15 protein-coding genes are annotated in these 18,033 nt (G+C 72.7%); 11 read left to right on the top strand and 4 right to left on the bottom strand.

The window, feature by feature from the left end:
• The first annotated feature begins 103 nt into the window (after positions 1-103).
• Positions 104-1,492 carry a cystathionine beta-synthase gene (locus tag ABEB00_RS18760; RefSeq protein ID WP_345620959.1) on the top strand — a complete coding sequence of 463 codons (1,389 nt, stop codon included), beginning with the start codon at positions 104-106 and terminating at the stop codon, positions 1,490-1,492.
• 497 nt (positions 1,493-1,989) lie between these two features.
• On the opposite strand, the gene ABEB00_RS18755 is transcribed toward ABEB00_RS18760, so the two are convergent.
• Positions 1,990-2,421: a hypothetical protein gene (locus tag ABEB00_RS18755; protein ID WP_345621083.1), complete on the bottom strand. Its 432-nt coding sequence runs from the start codon at positions 2,419-2,421 to the stop codon at positions 1,990-1,992.
• Positions 2,422-2,597: 176 nt separating this feature from the next.
• Between ABEB00_RS18755 and ABEB00_RS18750 the strand changes: the two genes are divergently transcribed.
• Together ABEB00_RS18750 and ABEB00_RS18745 are read left to right on the top strand one after the other, a co-directional pair.
• On the top strand, positions 2,598-3,443 hold the full coding sequence (locus ABEB00_RS18750; protein WP_345620958.1) for a MurR/RpiR family transcriptional regulator: 846 nt from the start codon (positions 2,598-2,600) through the stop codon (positions 3,441-3,443).
• Between the two features lie 148 nt (positions 3,444-3,591).
• Positions 3,592-4,176, top strand: a complete 585-nt coding sequence (locus ABEB00_RS18745; RefSeq protein ID WP_345620957.1) for a hypothetical protein — start codon at positions 3,592-3,594, stop codon at positions 4,174-4,176.
• 4 nt (positions 4,177-4,180) lie between these two features.
• Here ABEB00_RS18745 and ABEB00_RS18740 read toward each other — a convergent pair whose 3' ends face one another.
• Positions 4,181-5,554, bottom strand: coding sequence for a type III PLP-dependent enzyme domain-containing protein (locus tag ABEB00_RS18740; protein ID WP_345621082.1), 1,374 nt, complete (start codon positions 5,552-5,554; stop codon positions 4,181-4,183).
• Positions 5,555-5,750: 196 nt separating this feature from the next.
• On the opposite strand from ABEB00_RS18740, the gene hutU reads away from it, so the two are divergent.
• Genes hutU through hutI form a run of 4 tightly spaced genes read left to right on the top strand, consistent with a single transcriptional unit; the run spans position 5,751 to position 11,309 of the window.
• Entirely contained in the window at positions 5,751-7,424 is a 1,674-nt protein-coding gene (gene hutU / locus ABEB00_RS18735; RefSeq protein WP_345621081.1) for a urocanate hydratase, read from the top strand.
• Entirely contained in the window at positions 7,421-8,758 is a 1,338-nt protein-coding gene (locus ABEB00_RS18730; RefSeq protein WP_345620955.1) for an allantoate amidohydrolase, read from the top strand. Before hutU ends, ABEB00_RS18730 begins: the two co-directional genes overlap by 4 nt.
• Positions 8,749-10,098, top strand: a complete 1,350-nt coding sequence (locus ABEB00_RS18725; protein ID WP_425586525.1) for a formimidoylglutamate deiminase — start codon at positions 8,749-8,751, stop codon at positions 10,096-10,098. The genes ABEB00_RS18730 and ABEB00_RS18725 overlap by 10 nt, the downstream gene beginning before the upstream one ends.
• Positions 10,099-10,133: 35 nt before the next feature.
• A complete protein-coding gene (gene hutI, locus ABEB00_RS18720; protein ID WP_345620951.1) occupies positions 10,134-11,309 on the top strand; it encodes an imidazolonepropionase in 1,176 nt (391 codons plus the stop codon).
• 39 nt (positions 11,310-11,348) lie between these two features.
• Here the strand turns inward: hutI and ABEB00_RS18715 are convergent, their stop codons facing one another.
• Positions 11,349-12,263: an RNA polymerase sigma factor SigF gene (locus ABEB00_RS18715; RefSeq protein WP_345621080.1), complete on the bottom strand. Its 915-nt coding sequence runs from the start codon at positions 12,261-12,263 to the stop codon at positions 11,349-11,351.
• 252 nt (positions 12,264-12,515) lie between these two features.
• On the opposite strand from ABEB00_RS18715, the gene ABEB00_RS18710 reads away from it, so the two are divergent.
• Together ABEB00_RS18710 and ABEB00_RS18705 are read left to right on the top strand one after the other, a co-directional pair.
• Positions 12,516-12,893 carry an STAS domain-containing protein gene (locus tag ABEB00_RS18710; RefSeq protein WP_345620950.1) on the top strand — a complete coding sequence of 126 codons (378 nt, stop codon included), beginning with the start codon at positions 12,516-12,518 and terminating at the stop codon, positions 12,891-12,893.
• Between the two features lie 270 nt (positions 12,894-13,163).
• Positions 13,164-13,736 (top strand): ATP-binding protein, encoded by a 573-nt coding sequence (locus ABEB00_RS18705; RefSeq protein WP_345620949.1) that lies wholly within the window; start codon positions 13,164-13,166, stop codon positions 13,734-13,736.
• Positions 13,737-14,026: 290 nt separating this feature from the next.
• On the opposite strand, the gene ABEB00_RS18700 is transcribed toward ABEB00_RS18705, so the two are convergent.
• The gene (locus ABEB00_RS18700; protein ID WP_345620948.1) at positions 14,027-15,523 is read right to left on the bottom strand and encodes an MFS transporter; all 1,497 of its coding nucleotides are present in this window, start codon (positions 15,521-15,523) and stop codon (positions 14,027-14,029) included.
• Between the two features lie 522 nt (positions 15,524-16,045).
• Here ABEB00_RS18700 and ABEB00_RS18695 point away from each other — a divergent pair.
• The gene (locus ABEB00_RS18695; protein WP_345620947.1) at positions 16,046-16,723 is read left to right on the top strand and encodes a response regulator transcription factor; all 678 of its coding nucleotides are present in this window, start codon (positions 16,046-16,048) and stop codon (positions 16,721-16,723) included.
• 12 nt (positions 16,724-16,735) lie between these two features.
• Positions 16,736-18,010 (top strand): ATP-binding protein, encoded by a 1,275-nt coding sequence (locus ABEB00_RS18690; protein WP_345620946.1) that lies wholly within the window; start codon positions 16,736-16,738, stop codon positions 18,008-18,010.
• Positions 18,011-18,033: the final 23 nt, after the last annotated feature.

Genomic DNA, 18,033 nt, shown 5'->3' with positions numbered 1-18,033 from the left:
AACGGTGCGTGAACGGCCGTCGGAGGCGGCCGGTGAACGGCAGGCCATAGGCTGGCCGGCGGAACCATCCCGACCACCCCTTTTGCAGCATCCGGAGACAACGGTGCAATTTCACGACTCGATGATCAGCCTCGTCGGCAACACCCCGCTGGTGCGGCTCAACAGCGTGACCAAGGGCATCAGGGCCACCGTCCTGGCCAAGGTGGAGTACTTCAACCCGGGCGGTTCGGTGAAGGACCGCATCGCCCTGCGCATGATCGAGGCCGCGGAGCGGAGCGGCGAGCTGCGGCCGGGCGGCACGATCGTGGAGCCGACCAGCGGCAACACGGGCGTGGGGCTCGCGATCGTGGCCCAGCAGAAGGGCTACAAGTGCGTTTTCGTCTGCCCGGACAAGGTCTCCACCGACAAGATCAACGTACTGCGCGCGTACGGCGCCGAGGTGGTCGTGTGCCCGACCGCGGTGGACCCCGAGCACCCGGACTCCTACTACAACGTCTCCGACCGGCTGGTCCGTGAGACGCCCGGCGCCTGGAAGCCCGACCAGTACTCCAACCCGCACAACCCGCTCTCCCACTACCACTCGACCGGCCCCGAGCTGTGGGAGCAGACGGAGGGGCGGATCACCCACTTCGTGACCGGCGTCGGCACCGGCGGCACCATCTCCGGCACCGGCCGCTATCTGAAGGACGCCAGCGACGGCCGGGTCAAGGTGATCGGCGCCGACCCCGAGGGATCGGTCTACTCCGGCGGCTCCGGACGTCCGTACCTCGTCGAGGGCGTCGGTGAGGACTTCTGGCCCTCCGCCTACGACCGTGAGGTCGCCGACGAGATCGTCGCCGTCTCCGACAAGGACTCCTTCCAGATGACCCGCCGCCTCGCCAAGGAGGAGGGCCTGCTGGTGGGCGGCTCCTGCGGGATGGCGGTCGTCGCGGCACTCCGGGTCGCCGAGCGGCTCGGCGAGGACGACGTGGTCGTCGTCCTGCTGCCGGACAGCGGCCGCGGCTACCTCAGCAAGATCTTCAACGACGAGTGGATGGCCGACTACGGCTTCCTGGAGGACGCCGGCCCCAGCGCCCGGGTCAGCGACGTCCTGGACCACAAGGAGGGCGGCCACATCCCCTCCCTCGTCCACATGCACCCGGACGAGACGGTGGGCCAGGCCATCGAGGTGCTGCGCGAGTACGGCGTCTCGCAGATGCCGATCGTCAAGCCCGGCGCCGGACACCCCGACGTGATGGCCGCCGAGGTCGTCGGCTCGGTGGTGGAACGGGAGCTGCTGGCCGCCCTGTTCACCAAGCGGGCCGCGCTGGAGGACCCGCTGGAGAAGCACCTGTCGGCGCCGCTGCCGCAGGTCGGCTCCGGTGAGCCGGTCGAGGACCTGATGGCCGTGCTCGGCTCGGCGGACGCGGCGATCGTGCTGGTCGAGGGCAAGCCCACCGGTGTGGTGAGCCGGCAGGACCTGCTCTCCTTCCTCGCCCGCGCCGGGAAGTGAAGCCCCGCGCCGGGAAGTGAAGTCCCGCGCGGGGAGGTGAAGCCCCGCGCGGGGAGGTGAAGCACTGAAGCCGGGCCGCACGCGCGGCTTCTCCGCCCGCGCGGGGAAGCAGCGGCGAACGCCCGGTGAACGGCGTCCGACCGGGGCGAACTCGCGGTGGACCACGGGTTCCCGCGGCAGTGCGAACTGGTACGAGCGCGTCACGTCGACGCAGCACACGCTTAACACGGGTCCGGCACAGTAGTGGGTGTCGGCGGGGGTGGGAGCGGCTCTCCAGCCCCGGTCGACACCGTACGGCGCCAAGGACTTTCCGGAGCGGCTCCCGGACCTCCATGGACGCCACGGACGCGGGACCGGGCCTGACCCGGCCGCCGCGTCCCTCGCGGGGACCGTCGTCGTCCCGCCCCCCGGCAACGGGGGTGCGACGGTCCCCGCGCACGACTTTCTTCGCCCTGCCGGCCGCCCCGGTCGGCCCCTGCCGACCGCCCCGCCGGCCCCTACCAGTCGCCGTCGCGCTCCGCCCCGCGGCGTTCGCGCCCGCGACCGCGGAAGAGGCCGGGGTGGGTGCGGGCGGCCTGGGCCACGTTGACGCCCACGATCCCGGCCCACGCGGTGAGCAGCCCCGGCAGCTCGGCGACACCGCCGCCGATCGCGGACAGCGGCACCGCGAGCACCAGCGAGACGATGCCGAAGCCGAACCGCTCGCCCCAGGAGTCGGTGGCCCTCGGCGACCGGGAGTCCCGGGCCGCCGTCATCTGATGCTCCGCCATCTGCCGCCGCACCCGGCGCTCCACCGAGCCGTCGATGCGCTGCTCGACCTTCTCCAGGAACGACTCGACCAGCGCGGAGTCGTACTCCTCCCCCAGTTCCCTGCGGGCGTGCAGCGTGGCGTCGAGTTCCTTCTTCAGTTCGGCGTCCCGTGCGTCCATTGCCGTCATGGGGTTCAGGGTAGGGAGCCGGGCCCTCGCGGGCACTGGGGTCAGCCCCCGTTTCCGGACGGGGGCGGGCCCGGCGCTGTATAACGGTATGCAGAATCCGGGGAACATGAATGGGCCGGTGCCGGTGGCGGCCTGTCGAGGGCCGAGAGGTCGAGGGGGAGTACCTCATGAGCGGGACCGACAGCCCTGCCGCGCGTCTGCAGGCGCTCTTCGAGGGGCACCGGCTCACCCCGACCCAGCGGCGCATCGCCCACAGCATGGTGCGGCGCGCCGCCGAGGTGCCGTTCCTCTCCAGCGTGGAACTGGCCGAGCTGGCCGGGGTCAGCCAGCCCTCCGTGACCCGGTTCGCCGTCGCCCTCGGCTTCGACGGCTATCCGGCGCTCCGCCGCCACCTGCGCGAGGTGGCACCCGCCGGGCCGGTCGTCGACACCGGCCGCGCGCCCAACGAGTACCAGCAGGCGGTGCAGGCCGAGATCGAGAACCTGCGCCACCTCGCCCAGGTGCTGGCCGACCCGGAACCGGTGCGGGAGGCGGGGCGCGTGCTCGCCGCGAGCCGGCCCCTGCCGGTCCTCGGGCTGCGGGCGGCGGCGGCCCAGGCCCACGGCTTCGCCTACTTCGCCGCCAAGGTCCACCCGGACGTACGGCTGCTCAACGAGGGCGGCTCGGTGCTGCTCGACCGCGTCGACGCCGCCGTGCGGGCCGGGGCGAGCGCCCTGCTCTGCTTCGCGCTGCCCCGGCACCCCCGCGAGGTGGTCGACGCCCTCGTCCACGCCCGGCGCACCGGACTCACCGTGGTCACGGTCGCCGACTCCGCCTTCGCGCCGGTCGCCAAGGCGTCCGACCTGCTGCTGCCGGCCGCCGTCGGCACCGGCCTGGCCTTCGACACCGCCTGCGCGCCGATGCTGCTGGGCCGGATGCTGCTGGAGTCGATGTGCGACGACCTGCCGGACGCCCAGGCGCGCCTGGAGGAGTTCGACACGAGGGCGGCGGCGCGCGGCCTGTTCGTGGAGTAGGGCCTGCCGGTGCCCGCGTCGATACCCGCGCCGATGCCCGCGCCGGTGCCGATGCGGATGCCGCTTCTCATTCTCGTCTCACGTTGCCGCGCTAGCGTGCCCGCCTGACACACCCTCGGACGCTGCACCAAGGACAACGGAGGCGAGCGTGGCGCGCGGAGGACAGGGACTGGCCCGGGTGGCCGTGGTCGTACGGGCGGGAGCCGCGCCGCTGTGGTGGCTGGGCGTGGCCGCGGCGGGCATCGGCGTACTGGTACCGGGAGTGACCGGGCGCCGTATCGGTGTCCTCGCCGGAGCCGCGCTGCTCATCGTCGCGGCCGGCGTCGTCGGCTGCACCCGCCGGGGGCGGTACACCGCCCTCGCGCGGTCGGCGGCCCGCGCGGGCAAGCACGACGTGCTCCAGGACCGCGCGGTGACCACCCGCAACTGGCGTCGCGGGCACCGCTGGTGGCTGCTGCTCGCCTTCCTCGCCGCCCTCGGCAGCGCCTTCGCCGCGCCGGCCGCCGGCGGCCTGCTCCTGGCCGGCTGCGGGCTCGGGCTGTGGCTGAAGGCCGCCTGGATCGGCCGCCGCGAACGCGCCGGGGGCGGCCTGCTGTGGGTACGCGTCGACTGGCTCACCCCCACCGCCGGTCGCCCCACCGGCAGGACGGTCAAGACCTACCGCACCACCGGCCTGGCCGCCGGCGACGCGGCCCCTGGCGGCACGAGACGAAAGACACCGGCCCTGGTCTGACCCACTACCCGCCCCCGAACGCCGCCGACGTCAGCGCGTCCGCGTGCGCCCCTCCCGACTCCGCGACGATCTCCTCCGGCGACTGCGCCCGCCGCACCACCGCGAAGGAGACGCCCCCCGCCCGGTCCGGGGCGAACCCGTACACCCCCGGCCGCGCCAGCGAGTTGTACGTGTAGTGGTGGGCGAAGTAGTACGCCCCCGTGTCCAGCGCGGCCACGAAGTCCCCCTGCTCCAGCAGCGGCAACGCCCGCCCCGTCGCCAGCAGGTCCCCCGCGAAACAGGCGGGCCCGGCCACGTCCTGCACGACCACCGGCCCCCGCTTCGGACGCCCCGTCGCGTCGTACGCCGCGATCCGCAGCGGCCACGCCCCCGGCACGTACACCGTCCGCGTCGCCACCTGCACGCCCGCGTGCGTCACCGCGACCGCCCGGCCGCCCGCGCTCTTGGCGTACTCCACCCGGGCCACCACCGTCCCGTGCTTGGCCAGCAGCGACCGCCCGAACTCGGTGACCAGCCCGTAGCGCCCGTCGAACAGCCCCGGCACGGTCTCCCGCAACAGCCGCGCGTACGCCCCGTACGAGGGCCGCGTCGCCTCCGACGCGAAGTTCACCGGCAGCCCGCCGCCGATGTCGAGGGTGTCGACCTGCCGGCGCCCGGCCCGCGCGTTGATCTCCTCGGCGAGGGCGTACGTCTCCGCCACGCCCTGGGCCATCAGCGGCAACGGGATGCCCTGCGACCCGGTGTGGGCGTGCAGCCGGGTCAGCCAGGGCCGTTCCAGATACGCCCGCACCACCCACTCCCGGGCCCCCTCGTCACGCAGCGCCACCCCGAACTTCGAGGTCGCCGTCGCCGTCGACAGCGCCTCGATGGAACCGCCGCCGACCTGCGGGTTCACCCGGACGCCCAGGGGTGAGGCGGAGGGTGCCCGCCGGATCAGCGCGTCGACGCGCGCCAGTTCCTGCGGGTTGTCCGCGTTGACGGCGATGCCCAGCGCCAGCGCCTCGCGCAGTTCGGCCGGGGTCTTGGCGGGGGAGTCCAGGACGGTCCGGTCCACCGGCACGCCCGCCGCCCGGGCCAGCGCCAGCTCACCCGGGCTCGCCACCTCCGCGCCGAGGCCCTCCTCGCACAGCAGCCGCACCACCGCCACCAGCGGCGTCGCCTTCACCGCGAACGCGTGCAGCACGGGCGTGCCCGGCGCCACCACCGCCTCGAACGCGGCCCGCAGCGCCGCCGCCGACTCCCGGACACCGGCGACGTCCAGCAGCCCGACCACGGGCTCACCGGGACCGATCAGTCCCTGCTCCACCGCGGCCCGCACCGCCCGGTCGCGCCGCGCGAGCCGCTCCCCGTCGCCCTCGTCCGCCCGTTCGCCGTCCATCGCTTCCCCCGCACCGTCGGTGTCCACGCCCATGCCCTCAGCAAACACCCGCGCGGCGCCCGTGTCGGCATAGCGCCGTATTGACTAGCTCTATTCACGAGGTGAGGATGTGAATATCCGCTGCAAGTCCACTCGACCACAAGCTCACACGTCCACCGGAGCAAGTAACCGTCAACCGCCAGGAGGCCCCATGTCCGTGTCCGGACCCCGCACCGTCCGAGCGCCCCGCGGTACCACCCCGAGCGCCCTGGGCTGGCAGCAGGAGGCGGCCCTGCGGATGCTCCAGAACAACCTCGACCCGGAGGTCGCCGAGCACCCCGAGAAGCTTGTCGTCTACGGCGGCACCGGCAAGGCGGCCCGCGACTGGCGCTCCTTCGACGCGATGGTGCGCACGCTCCGGGGGCTGAAGCAGGACGAGACGATGCTCGTCCAGTCCGGCCGCCCGGTCGGCGTCATGCGGACCCACGAGTGGGCGCCGCGCGTCCTGATCGCCAACTCGAACCTGGTGGGCGACTGGGCCACCTGGGAGGAGTTCCGCCGCCTGGAGGCGCTCGGCCTGACCATGTACGGGCAGATGACCGCGGGTTCCTGGATCTACATCGGCACCCAGGGCATCCTCCAGGGCACCTACGAGACCTTCGCCGCCGTCGCCGCGAAGAAGTTCGGCGGCACCCTCGCCGGGACCCTCACCCTCACCGCCGGCCTCGGCGGCATGGGCGGCGCCCAGCCGCTCGCCGTCACCATGAACGACGGCGTCGTGATCTGCGTCGACTGCGACCCCCGCGCCCTCGACCGCCGCATCGAGCACCGCTACCTCGACGTGCGGGCCGACTCCCTCGACCACGCCCTCCACCTGGCCGTCGAGGCCCGCGACGCCCGCCGCCCGCTCTCCGTCGGCGTCCTCGGCAACGCCGCCGACGTGGTGCCGCGACTGCTCGCCATGGGCGCCCCCGTCGACATCGTCACCGACCAGACCTCCGCCCACGACCCCCTGGCCTACCTGCCCACCGGCGTCGCCTTCGAGGACATGGCCGACGCCGCCGCCGAGGACCCGGCCGGCTTCACCACCCGCGCCCGCGAGTCCATGGCCCGGCACGTCGAGGCCATGGTCGGCTTCCAGGACGCCGGCGCCGAGGTCTTCGACTACGGCAACTCGATCCGCGGCGAGGCCAGACTCGCCGGCTACGACCGTGCCTTCGACTTCCCCGGCTTCGTCCCCGCCTACATCCGCCCCCTCTTCTGCGAGGGCAAGGGCCCCTTCCGCTGGGCCGCCCTCTCCGGCGACCCCGCCGACATCGCCAAGACCGACAAGGCGGTCCTCGACCTCTTCCCCGAGAACGAGTCCCTCGCCCGCTGGATCAGGCTGGCCGGCGAACGCGTCCGCTTCCAGGGCCTGCCCGCCCGTATCTGCTGGCTCGGCTACGGCGAGCGCGACAAGGCCGGTGAGCGGTTCAACGACATGGTCGCGAGCGGCGAGCTGGCCGCACCGGTCGTCATCGGCCGCGACCACCTCGACTGCGGTTCCGTCGCCTCCCCGTACCGCGAGACCGAGGCGATGCTCGACGGCTCCGACGCCATCGCCGACTGGCCGCTGCTCAACGCCATGGTCAACGTGGCCTCCGGCGCCTCCTGGGTCTCCCTGCACCACGGCGGCGGCGTCGGCATGGGCCGCTCGATCCACGCCGGGCAGGTCACCGTCGCCGACGGCACCGCGCTGGCCGGCGAGAAGATCCGCCGGGTGCTCACCAACGACCCCGGCATGGGCGTCATCCGGCACGTGGACGCCGGATACGACCTCGCCGAGTCGGTGGCGGCCGACAAGGACGTCCGGGTGCCGATGCGCGAGGGTGACGAGGGTGACGACGCGTGACCTTCCACCGCATGTGGGCGGAGCTGCTGCCGGTCGGCCGCAACCCCGCCTCCGGCGGCTACCGCCGCTACGCCTGGACCGGCGCCGACACCGACTGCCGCGCCTGGTTCCGGGACCAGGCCGAGGCGCGGGGGCTGGCCTACGAGGAGGACCGCAACGCCAACCAGTGGGCCTGGCTGGGCGACCCGGCCGCCGGGAACGCCGTCGTCACCGGCTCCCATCTGGACTCGGTGCCCGACGGCGGCGCCTTCGACGGCCCCCTCGGCGTGGTCTCCGCCTTCGCCGCGCTGGACGAACTGCGCGCCAGGGGAGCCCGCTTCACCAGGCCGCTCGCCGTGGTCAACTTCGGCGACGAGGAGGGCGCCCGCTTCGGCCTCGCCTGCGTCGGCTCCCGGCTCACCGCCGGACACCTCACCCGGGAGCAGGCCCACCGGCTGACCGACGGCGACGGCATCACCCTCCCGCGGGCCATGGCGGCCGCCGGACACGACCCCGACACCCTCGGCCCCGACCCCGAACGGCTCGACCGCATCGGCGCCTACGTCGAACTCCATGTGGAGCAGGGCCGCGCCCTGGACCTGTCCGGCGACCCGGTCGGCATCGCCTCCGCCATCTGGCCGCACGGCCGCTGGCGGTACGACTTCCGGGGCGAGGCCAACCACGCCGGCACCACCCGCCTCGCCGACCGCCGCGATCCGATGCTGCCCTACGCCGAGACCGTGCTCGCCGCCCGCCGGGAGGCCGGGCTCGCCCGAGCCGTCGCCACCTTCGGCAAGGTCGCCGTGGAACCGAACGGCGTCAACGCCGTCCCCTCCCTGGTGCGCGGCTGGCTCGACTCCCGAGCCGCCGACCAGGAGAGCCTGGACGCCGTGGTCACCGGCATCGAGAAGGCCGCCCGCGAGTACGCCGAAGCCCACGGCGTCGACCTCACCGTCGCCCGCGAGTCCTTCACCCCCGTCGTCGAGTTCGACCACGCCCTGCGCGACGAACTCACCCGCATCCTGGGCGACCGCACCGCGACGAGCAGCACCGCGACGAGCAGCACCGCGACGAGCGGCACCGAAACGAGCCGCACCGCAGCGAGCAGCACCGCAGCGCGCCGCCCCGCGAGCAGCCGCACCGCCGTGAACCCCGCCGGGCTGAAGGTCCCCGTCCTCGGTACCGGAGCCGGACACGACGCCGGAATCCTCGCCGCGCGGATCCCGACCGCCATGCTGTTCGTGCGCAACCCCACCGGCGTCTCGCACTCCCCGGCCGAGTCCGCGACCGAGGACGACTGCGTGGCCGGGGTGCGGGCGCTCGCCGACGTACTGGAAGGACTGGCCTGCCCGTGACTCCCACCCGGCACACCTACTGGCTGGAACACGCCTGGCTCGGCACCTACGTCGAACCCGGCGTCGCCCTGGACGTCGCGGACGGCCGTGTCACCGCCGTCCGCACCGGTGTCCCCGCCCCGCCGCCCGGCGCCGAGCCGCTGCGCGGCCTCACCCTGCCCGGTCTGGCCAACACCCACAGCCACGCCTTCCACCGCGCCCTGCGCGGCCTCGTCCAGGTCGGCTCCGGCACCTTCTGGACCTGGCGCGAGATGATGTACTCCGTCGCCGACCGGCTGACCCCGGACACCTACCACGCCCTCGCCCGCGCGGTGTACGCCGAGATGGCCCTGGCCGGCGTCACGGCGGTCGGCGAGTTCCACTACGTGCACCACGCCCCCGGCGGCACCCCCTACGCCGACCCCAACATCATGGGCGAGGCCCTGATCGAGGCGGCCGCCGAGGCCGGCCTGCGCATCACCCTCCTCGACACCTGCTACCTCTCCGCCGGCTCCGGCCGGCCCCCCACCGCCCGCCAGCTCCGCTTCTCCGACCGCACGGCCGAGGACTGGGCCCACCGCTGTTCAGTTCTCAAGGAACGGGATCACGCGCGGATCGGGGCGGCGGTCCACTCCGTGCGGGCCGTGCCCGCCCACCAGTTGGCGACCGTCGCCCGCTGGGCCGAGGAGCGGCGGGCCCCGCTCCACGTCCACCTGTCCGAGCAGCGGGCCGAGAACGACGACTGCCTCCGGGAGCACGGCCGCACCCCGGCCCGGCTGCTGGCCGACCACGGCGTGCTCGGCCCCCGCACCACCGCGGTCCACGCCACGCACCTCACCGACGAGGACATCGCGCTGATCGGCGCCACCGGCACCGGCACCTGTATGTGCCCCACCACCGAACGGGACCTCGCGGACGGCATCGGACCGGCCGTCGCCCTCCAGCGGGCGGGCTCACCCCTCTCCCTCGGCTCCGACAGCCACGCCGTCATCGACCTGCTGGAGGAGGCGCGCGCGATGGAGCTGAACGAGCGGCTGCGCACCCGCACCCGCGGTCACTGGACGGCCGCCGCCCTGCTGCGCGCCGCTTCCGCCGACGGCCACGCCGCCCTCGGCTGGGACGACGCCGGCGTCCTGGAGGCCGGCGCCCGCGCCGACCTGACGACCCTCGCCCTGGACTCGGTCAGGACAGCGGGGCCGGTGCCCAGGCTGGGCGCCGAGACGGCCGTATTCGCGGCGACGGCAGCGGACGTACGGCACACCGTGGTGGGCGGACGGCACGTCGTGCGGGACGGGGCGCACACCCTCGTGCCGGACGTGCCGGGAGAACTCGCGCGGGCCGTCGAAGCCCTGCGCGCCTGACGCCACCGCCCCCGACCGAGCCCCACGAGGACGCCATGAGCAGCAGCACCCTCATCACCAACATCGCCACGCTGGTCACCAACGACCCCTCCCTCGGCAACGGAACCCCCCTGGGCCTGGTCCGGGACGCGGCCGTCGTCATCGACGGCGACCGCATCGGGTGGACCGGTGGAACAAGCAAAGCACCCGCCACTGACAACCGGGTCGACGCCGGCGGCCGCACCGTCCTCCCCGGCTTCGTGGACTCCCACTCCCACCTGCTCTTCGCGGGCGACCGCACCGAGGAGTTCGCCGCCCGCATGTCCGGCCGCCCCTACACCGCGGGCGGCATCCGCACCACCGTCGCCGCCACCCGCGCCGCGACCGACGCGGAACTGGAGGCGCACCTCACCCGCTACCTCAGCGAGGCCCTCCGCCAGGGCACCACGACCATGGAGACCAAGTCCGGCTACGGCCTGACGGTCGCCGACGAGTCCCGCGCCCTCGCCCTCGCCGCCCGCCACACCGACGAGGTCACCTACCTCGGCGCCCACGTCGTCGCCCCCGAGTACGCCGACGACCCGGCCGCCTACGTGGACCTCGTCACCGGCGAGATGCTCGACGCCTGCGCCCCGCACGCCCGCTGGATCGACGTCTTCTGCGAGCGGGGCGCCTTCGACGGCGACCAGGCCCGCGCGATCCTCACGGCGGGCCGCGCCAGGGGCCTCCACCCCCGCGTCCACGCCAACCAGCTCTCCTACGGCCCCGGTGTCCAGCTCGCCGTGGAACTCGACGCGGCCGCCGCCGACCACTGCACCCACCTCACCGACGCCGACGTGGACGCGCTGGCGCACAGCCGTACGGTCGCCACGCTGCTGCCCGGCGCCGAGTTCTCCACCCGGGCCGCCTGGCCGGACGCCCGCCGGCTGCTCGACGCCGGTGCCACCGTCGCGCTGTCCACGGACTGCAACCCCGGCTCGTCGTTCACCTCGTCCGTCCCCTTCTGCGTCGCGCTCGCCGTGCGGGACATGGGGATGACCCCCGACGAGGCGGTGTGGGCGGCCACGGCGGGCGGCGCGGCGGCCCTGCGCCGCACCGACGTCGGCCGCCTCACCCCGGGCGCCCGCGCCGACCTGACCCTGCTCGACGCCCCCAGCCACGTCCACCTCGCCTACCGGCCGGGGGTGCCGCTGGTCGCGGGCGTGTGGCGGCGGGGCGTCCGCGTGGTCTGACCGCGACGAGCGACGCGTGACGCGCCGCAGGGGGCGAGGTCACTCCTCGACGGTCAGGCCCTTGCGCAGCTTCACCAGGGTCCGCGACAGGAGCCGCGAGACGTGCATCTGGGAGATGCCCAGTTCCTCGCCGATCTCCGACTGGGTCAGGCCCGCGACGAAGCGCAGGGAGAGGATCTCGCGGTCGCGCGGCGGCAGCTCGGCGATCAGCGGCTTCAGCGACTCGACGTACTCGATGCCCTCCAGGCCGTGGTCCTCGTAGCCGATGCGGTCCGCGAGCGTGCCCTCGGCGTCGTCCTCCTCGGGCTGGGCGTCCAGCGAGGCGGCGGTGTAGGCGTTGGAGGCGGCCATGCCCTCGACGACCTCTTCGTCGGAGAGGCCGAGCCGCCCGGCCAGTTCGGCCACCGTCGGCGCGCGGTCGAGCTGCTGGGCCAGTTCGTCACCGGCCTTGGCCAGGTCGAGGCGGAGTTCCTGGAGGCGGCGCGGTACCCGCACGGACCACGAGGTGTCCCGGAAGAAGCGCTTGATCTCGCCGATGATGGTCGGCATCGCGAACGTGGGGAACTCCACACCGCGCGACAGCTCGAACCGGTCGATCGCCTTGATCAGGCCGATCGTGCCGACCTGGATGATGTCCTCCATCGGCTCGCTGCGCGAACGGAAACGGGAGGCGGCGAACTTGACGAGGGCGAGATTCAGCTCGACCAGCGTGTTGCGGACGTAGGCGAACTCGTAGGTGCCTTCCTCCAGCGACTCCAGACGCAGGAAAAGCGTCTTGGACAGGGCCCGGGCGTCCGCCGGAGCGACCTCGGCGAAGGCGGGGATGTCCGGAAGCCCGGCGAGCGCGTCGCCGGGTCCGGCGACCGCCTCGGGGTGCTCGATGGGATCCAGTGGTTCCGGGAGGGGTGTCGACGTCGCTTCGTGGGTAGGCGATCCGTCGAGCCGGGGTGACATGGTGTCCTCCATCGTTCTCGGCATGCGGCTGCCGATGCCGAATTCGTGCGTGCGGTGTGCGGCGCCTCCGAAGCCGGCCGTGGTGGATTTCGTGCTCTTCTCTAGCCCTACCGGCTTCACCGAGCCCACCGCAAGTGCGTTATGTGGTATAATGTCCGTTTCTGTGCGATGTTCGGGTGTCGGAGTGCGCCAGGAAGGCGTAATGTTCGAGGGCGTCAGGGAGCAGTCACGACGTCGGGAGAGAGAGACGGCATGGACCGCGGGACGGTCGGCAGCGCACAGTCGGGCCGGCTTCTGGTGGAGGTGCGGCAGGAAGGCCTCAGTGCCGTCGTGACCCCGGCCGGTGAGTTGGATCATCACACCGCCGAGCTGTTGCGCGAGCCATTGGACGACTGCCTCGACAAGGGGTTCAACAGACTTGTCGTCGACTGCTCGCGCCTGGAGTTCTGCGACTCCACGGGACTCAACGTCCTGCTCGGCGCGCGGTTGAAGGCGGAGGCCGCGGGGGGTGGCGTACATCTGGTGGCAATGCAGCCCGTCGTGGCGCGCGTATTCGAGATCACAGGTGCGGACGCCGTCTTCACCATCCATGAATCTCTCGATACGGCCCTCGCGGACGAGTCGGATTGAGCGGCCCGCGGGAACCGGCCGCGACGCGTCGCGCGCGGCCCCTGTGACCGGTGGTTTCGCCCGTTCTGGGTTTCCTGCCGAATACAGGGGTGTTCTGTCGGTCCGGTCGGGCAGGAGTCATTCTGAACGAGTCGGCCGCCGGGGCGGGGAACCCCGGGACGGGATACGGCTGTACCGCGCGACTGGCAGTGTGCGATCTGTGACTGTGTACGACCTGTGACTGTGTACGACGAGAATCATGAAATGGTGAATCGGTGAGGTGAAGCGCTGATGAGCACCACCCGGCCCTACTCGCCGGGCGACCGCGGCCCGGAGCCCGGCGGCGCTTCCGCTCCGTCCGAAGGGGGCGTGCCCGTGACCGGGGAGCCTGCCGTGGAACGTGCGTCCGTGACCGGGGCAGCCGACGGGGGCGTGGCGGCGCCGTCCGCTCCTGGTCGCCAAACGCGCAGACTGACCTTCGAGGACGAGAGCGGGGTCGTGCCGCTCGCCCGCGACTTCACCCGCCAGGCGCTGTACGCGTGGGGCTGGCTGCCCGCCGACTCGGCAGACCAGCGGGCCGCCGCCGAGGACGTCCTGCTGGTCGTCTCCGAACTGGTCACCAACGCCTGCCTGCACGCCGAGGGGCCCGACGAACTGTCGATCAGTCGCGACCGCAAGGTGATCCGGCTGGAGGTCTCCGACCGGGGCACGGGTGAGCCGGCGCCGCGCACTCCGCACCAGGCCGGGCGGCCCGGCGGACACGGCATGTTCATCGTGCAGCGGCTCTGCTTGGACTGGGGCGTCGTACGGTCCCCCGGCGTCCCCGGCAAGACCGTCTGGGCGGAACTGGGCGCCCACGCGTAGCCCTGGGACCGTAGCCCCTGGGGCCTTGTCTTGGCTCCAACACCCACCGATGACGCCTCGCCGCGAGCGAGGCGTCATTCCGGTGTCTCCGAAACCGACCCCGACCCCGGCCCCGGCCCCGCCCCTGATCCGGACCCGCGGCCACCGACGACGAGAACCGATCGGCGACGACGAGAACCGATCGGGCGACGACGAGAACCGGTCCGGCAACGGTGAGAACCGGCCCGGCAACGGCGAAGGGCCACCCCGCCCTCAGGACGCGATGACCCTCCGTACCAGCGGCGCAGCCCTCAACGGACGTCGCCCATCAGCCCCTTGACCCGCTTGCGGTACATCCACACCGCGACACCGGCGACCACGGCGAGCGTCGCCTCCGCGGCGACGATGCCCGTCTTGTTCAGGTCGACACCGGCGAGCGAGAGCAGGCCCGTCGTCGCGTCACCGGCGGTGACCGCCAGGAACCAGACGCCCATCATCTGCGAGGCGTACTTCACCGGCGCCATCTTCGTCGTCACCGACAGGCCGACCGGGGAGAGCAGCAGCTCACCGCAGGTCTGGACGAAGTAGATCGCGACCAGCCAGAGCGCCGCGGCCTTGTGGCCGCCGTCCGCGATGCCCAGCGGGGCGAGGAAGAGGAAGAAGGACGCGCCGACCAGGACCAGGCCGAACGCGAACTTCACGATCGTGCTCGGCTCCTTGCCGCGCCGGGCGAGCGCCAGCCACAGGGTGGCGAAGACCGGGGCCAGCGCCATGATGATGACCGGGTTGACCGACTGGTACCAGGAGACCGGGAACGACCAGCCGGCGACGCTGTTCTCGGCCGAGGACTCGGCGAAGATCGACAGGGTCGAACCGCCCTGGTCGTAGATCATCCAGAAGACGGCCGCGGCGACGAAGAACCAGATGTACGCGGACATCTTCGACTGCTCGGCGCGGTCCAGCGCCTTGTCGCGCTTGATGCGGGTCAGCACCAGGATCGGGATGATCAGACCCAGCAGGGTGAGCGGGACCAGTATCCAGTTCAGCGTGTAGGCGCCGGAGAAGCCGACGATCGCGTAGAAGACGACCGCGAGGGCGGCCCAGAACGCGGCCTTGCGCAGGGTGGTGGTCTTCTCCTGGGCCGACAGCGGCTTCGGTACGACGCTGGAGTGCGGGTCGAGGTGGCGGCTGCCGAGCAGGAACTGGATCACGCCGAGGCCCATGCCGACGGCGGCCAGCGCGAAGCCCAGGTGCCAGTTGACGTTCTCCCCGATGGTGCCGATGACCAGCGGCGCGATGAAGGCGCCGAGGTTGATGCCCATGTAGAAGACGGTGAAGCCGCCGTCCCGGCGCGGGTCGTCCGGGCCCTTGTAGAGCTGGCCGACCATCGTGGAGATGTTGGCCTTCAGCAGACCCGAGCCGATCGCGACCAGGCCGAGGCCGGCGAAGAACGTGCCGGAGAAGGGCAGCGCCAGTGTCAGGTGGCCGAGCATGATGACGCCGCCGGCGACGGCGACGGTCTTGCGCGGGCCCCAGACACGGTCACCGAACCAGCCGCCCGGCATCGTGAGCAGGTACACCAGCGACAGGTACACCGAGTAGATCGCGGTCGCGGTGCCGGCGTTCATGCCGAGGCCGCCGGGGGCGACCAGGTACAGCGGAAGCAGGGCCCGCATGCCGTAGTAGGAGAAGCGCTCCCACATCTCGGTCATGAAGAGGGTGGCCAGACCCCTCGGGTGGCCGAAGAAGGTCTTCTCGGATCCGGGGGTGCCCGGGGAGACCGAGTCCTTCGTCAGGCTGGACGCCATGGTCGATCCTTGCTGGTCGGGACGCGCTCACAAGGCGATGCGCGCCCGGTGGGGGGCAGGCCGGCACCGGCGGCTGGGTCCGTCCACCCCGCGCCACGGGGAGTCCGCCCCGGGTCACGGGACGGCGGACGGCGACCACCGGGATCCACGCCTCTCCGCGCGCGGCTCTGCGCTGTGAGGCCCGGCCACAGGTCATTCCTTCGGTCGGCGCACGGCCGACCGGCACACAAAAGAGACCCTCAGCGTCATATACCGCCAAAGGTCCCCGATGGTGCTACAGGCGTTGATTCACCATACGGCAGGACACCTCCCGTTATGGGGGACTTGAGATGCGTCTCACAGAGAGTGAGGGAAACGGAATCGTACATTCCGCCGTCCGTCATCTGCCCCGTCGGTCGTCGGTCGTCGGTCGTCCGTCGTCGGTCGGCCGGTCGAGGGCCGCGTGTCCGGCATGTCCGGAGGTAAGAGGGCCCGGTACCGATCTCACCTCGGGTGTTGCTCCGGGCGGACTACCATCGGGTCATGACCCGTGTACTGCTCGCCGAGGACGACGCGTCCATTTCGGAGCCGCTGGCCCGCGCACTGCGCCGCGAAGGGTACGAGGTCGAGGTGCGTGAGGACGGACCCACCGCGCTCGACGCCGGCACGCAGGGCAGTATCGACCTCGTCGTACTGGACCTGGGCCTGCCCGGTATGGACGGCCTGGAGGTCGCCCGCCGGCTGCGCGCCGAGGGCCTCTCCGTGCCGATCCTCATCCTGACCGCGCGCGCCGACGAGGTGGACACCGTCGTCGGTCTCGACGCGGGCGCCGACGACTACGTCACCAAGCCCTTCCGGCTCGCCGAGCTGCTCGCCCGGGTCCGGGCGCTGCTGCGGCGCGGCGCCACCGAGCCCCAGCAGCCGCCCGCCACGCACGGGGTGCGCATCGACGTCGAGTCGCACCGCGCCTGGATGGGCGACGAGGAGCTCCAGCTCACCGCGAAGGAGTTCGACCTGCTGCGGGTCCTGGTGCGAGACGCCGGCCGGGTCGTCACCCGCGACCAGCTCATGCGCGAGGTCTGGGACACCACCTGGTGGTCGTCGACCAAGACCCTCGACATGCACATCTCCTGGCTGCGCAAGAAGCTGGGCGACGACGCGGCCAACCCCCGCTACATCGCCACCGTGCGCGGCGTCGGCTTCCGCTTCGAGAAGAACTGAGCCTCGGGGAACATGCGTCGTCGGCTCATCCAGTCCACGCTCGCCGTGGTGCTCGTCGTGATCGCCGTCTTCGGCGTCTCCCTGGTGATCGTGGAGGCCCGCACGATCAGCAGCACCGCCCAGGAACGGGTGGACCTGGAGGCCGCCCGGCTGGCCAGCATCGTGGACAGCCGGCTGCTGGGCACCGGCACCGTCGACGCGGAGATACTGCGCCGGCAGGTCGAGGGCGACCGCTACGCCGTGATCCGCGTGAAGGGCGAGCCCGCCCTCGAAGTCGGCGCCGAACCCTCCGGTGACGTCATCCGGGGCGAGGCCACCGGCGAGGAGGGCGAGACGGTCGTCGTCGAGGAGCCGCGCTCCTCGGTGACCCGGGAGGTCGGCCGCACCCTGCTGATCATCGGCCTGGTGGCGCTGCTCGCGGTGATCGCCGCCGTACTCCTCGCCGTCCGCCAGGCCAACCGCCTGGCCTCTCCGCTCACCGACCTCGCCGAGACCGCCGAACGCCTCGGCTCCGGCGACCCGCGCCCGCGCCACAAGCGGTACGGCGTCCCCGAGCTGGACCGGGTCGCGGACGTGCTGGACTCCTCCGCCGAGCGCATCGCCCGGATGCTCACCGCCGAGCGGCGCCTGGCCGCCGACGCCTCCCACCAGCTCCGTACGCCGCTCACCGCGCTGTCGATGCGCCTGGAGGAGATCACCGTCACCGACGAGCCGGAGACGGTGAAGGAGGAGGCGACGATCGCGCTGGCCCAGGTGGAGCGGCTCACGGACGTCGTCGAGCGGCTGCTGACCAACTCCCGCGACCCGCGCAGCGGCTCCGCCGTCACCTTCGAGCTGGACGACGTCATCGATCAGCAGATCGCCGAGTGGCGGCCCGCCTACCGCGGTGAGGGCCGGGCGATCGTCAGCTCGGGCAAGCGCCGTCTGACCGCCGTGGGCACCCCGGGGGCGGTGGCCCAGGTGCTGGCCGCGCTGATCGAGAACTCGCTCATGCACGGGGGCGGCACGGTGGCGCTGCGCACCCGGGTCACCGGCAACCAGGCCGTGGTGGAGGTCACCGACGAGGGCCAGGGCGTCCCGGCCGACCTGGGGGCGAGGATCTTCGAACGTGCCATCAGCGGCCGGAACTCGACGGGCATCGGACTGGCCGTCGCCCGTGACCTGGCGGAGGCGGACGGCGGCCGGCTGGAACTGCTCCAGTCCAACCCGCCGGTCTTCGGTCTCTTCCTGTCGCGCACCCACCCGCCGAAGAAGACGGACGCGGAGACCGACCGTACGGTCAGATGACCGCCCGCCGCCCGCGCCCGTAC

Source organism: Streptomyces ziwulingensis (assembly GCF_039542605.1).
Classification (GTDB): domain Bacteria; phylum Actinomycetota; class Actinomycetes; order Streptomycetales; family Streptomycetaceae; genus Streptomyces; species Streptomyces ziwulingensis.
This window is presented reverse-complemented; position numbering and strand designations above follow the sequence as displayed.

Coding starts and splice junctions, on each gene's coding strand:
- ABEB00_RS18695 (WP_345620947.1), top strand. CDS start 16,046: ATGACCCGTGTACTGCTCGCCGAGGACGACGCGTCCATTTCGGAGCCG.
- ABEB00_RS18740 (WP_345621082.1), bottom strand. CDS start 5,554: ATGGACGGCGAACGGGCGGACGAGGGCGACGGGGAGCGGCTCGCGCGG.
- ABEB00_RS18755 (WP_345621083.1), bottom strand. CDS start 2,421: ATGGACGCACGGGACGCCGAACTGAAGAAGGAACTCGACGCCACGCTG.
- ABEB00_RS18690 (WP_345620946.1), top strand. CDS start 16,736: ATGCGTCGTCGGCTCATCCAGTCCACGCTCGCCGTGGTGCTCGTCGTG.
- ABEB00_RS18710 (WP_345620950.1), top strand. CDS start 12,516: ATGGACCGCGGGACGGTCGGCAGCGCACAGTCGGGCCGGCTTCTGGTG.
- ABEB00_RS18715 (WP_345621080.1), bottom strand. CDS start 12,263: ATGTCACCCCGGCTCGACGGATCGCCTACCCACGAAGCGACGTCGACA.
- hutI (WP_345620951.1), top strand. CDS start 10,134: ATGAGCAGCAGCACCCTCATCACCAACATCGCCACGCTGGTCACCAAC.
- ABEB00_RS18750 (WP_345620958.1), top strand. CDS start 2,598: ATGAGCGGGACCGACAGCCCTGCCGCGCGTCTGCAGGCGCTCTTCGAG.
- ABEB00_RS18700 (WP_345620948.1), bottom strand. CDS start 15,523: ATGGCGTCCAGCCTGACGAAGGACTCGGTCTCCCCGGGCACCCCCGGA.
- ABEB00_RS18705 (WP_345620949.1), top strand. CDS start 13,164: ATGAGCACCACCCGGCCCTACTCGCCGGGCGACCGCGGCCCGGAGCCC.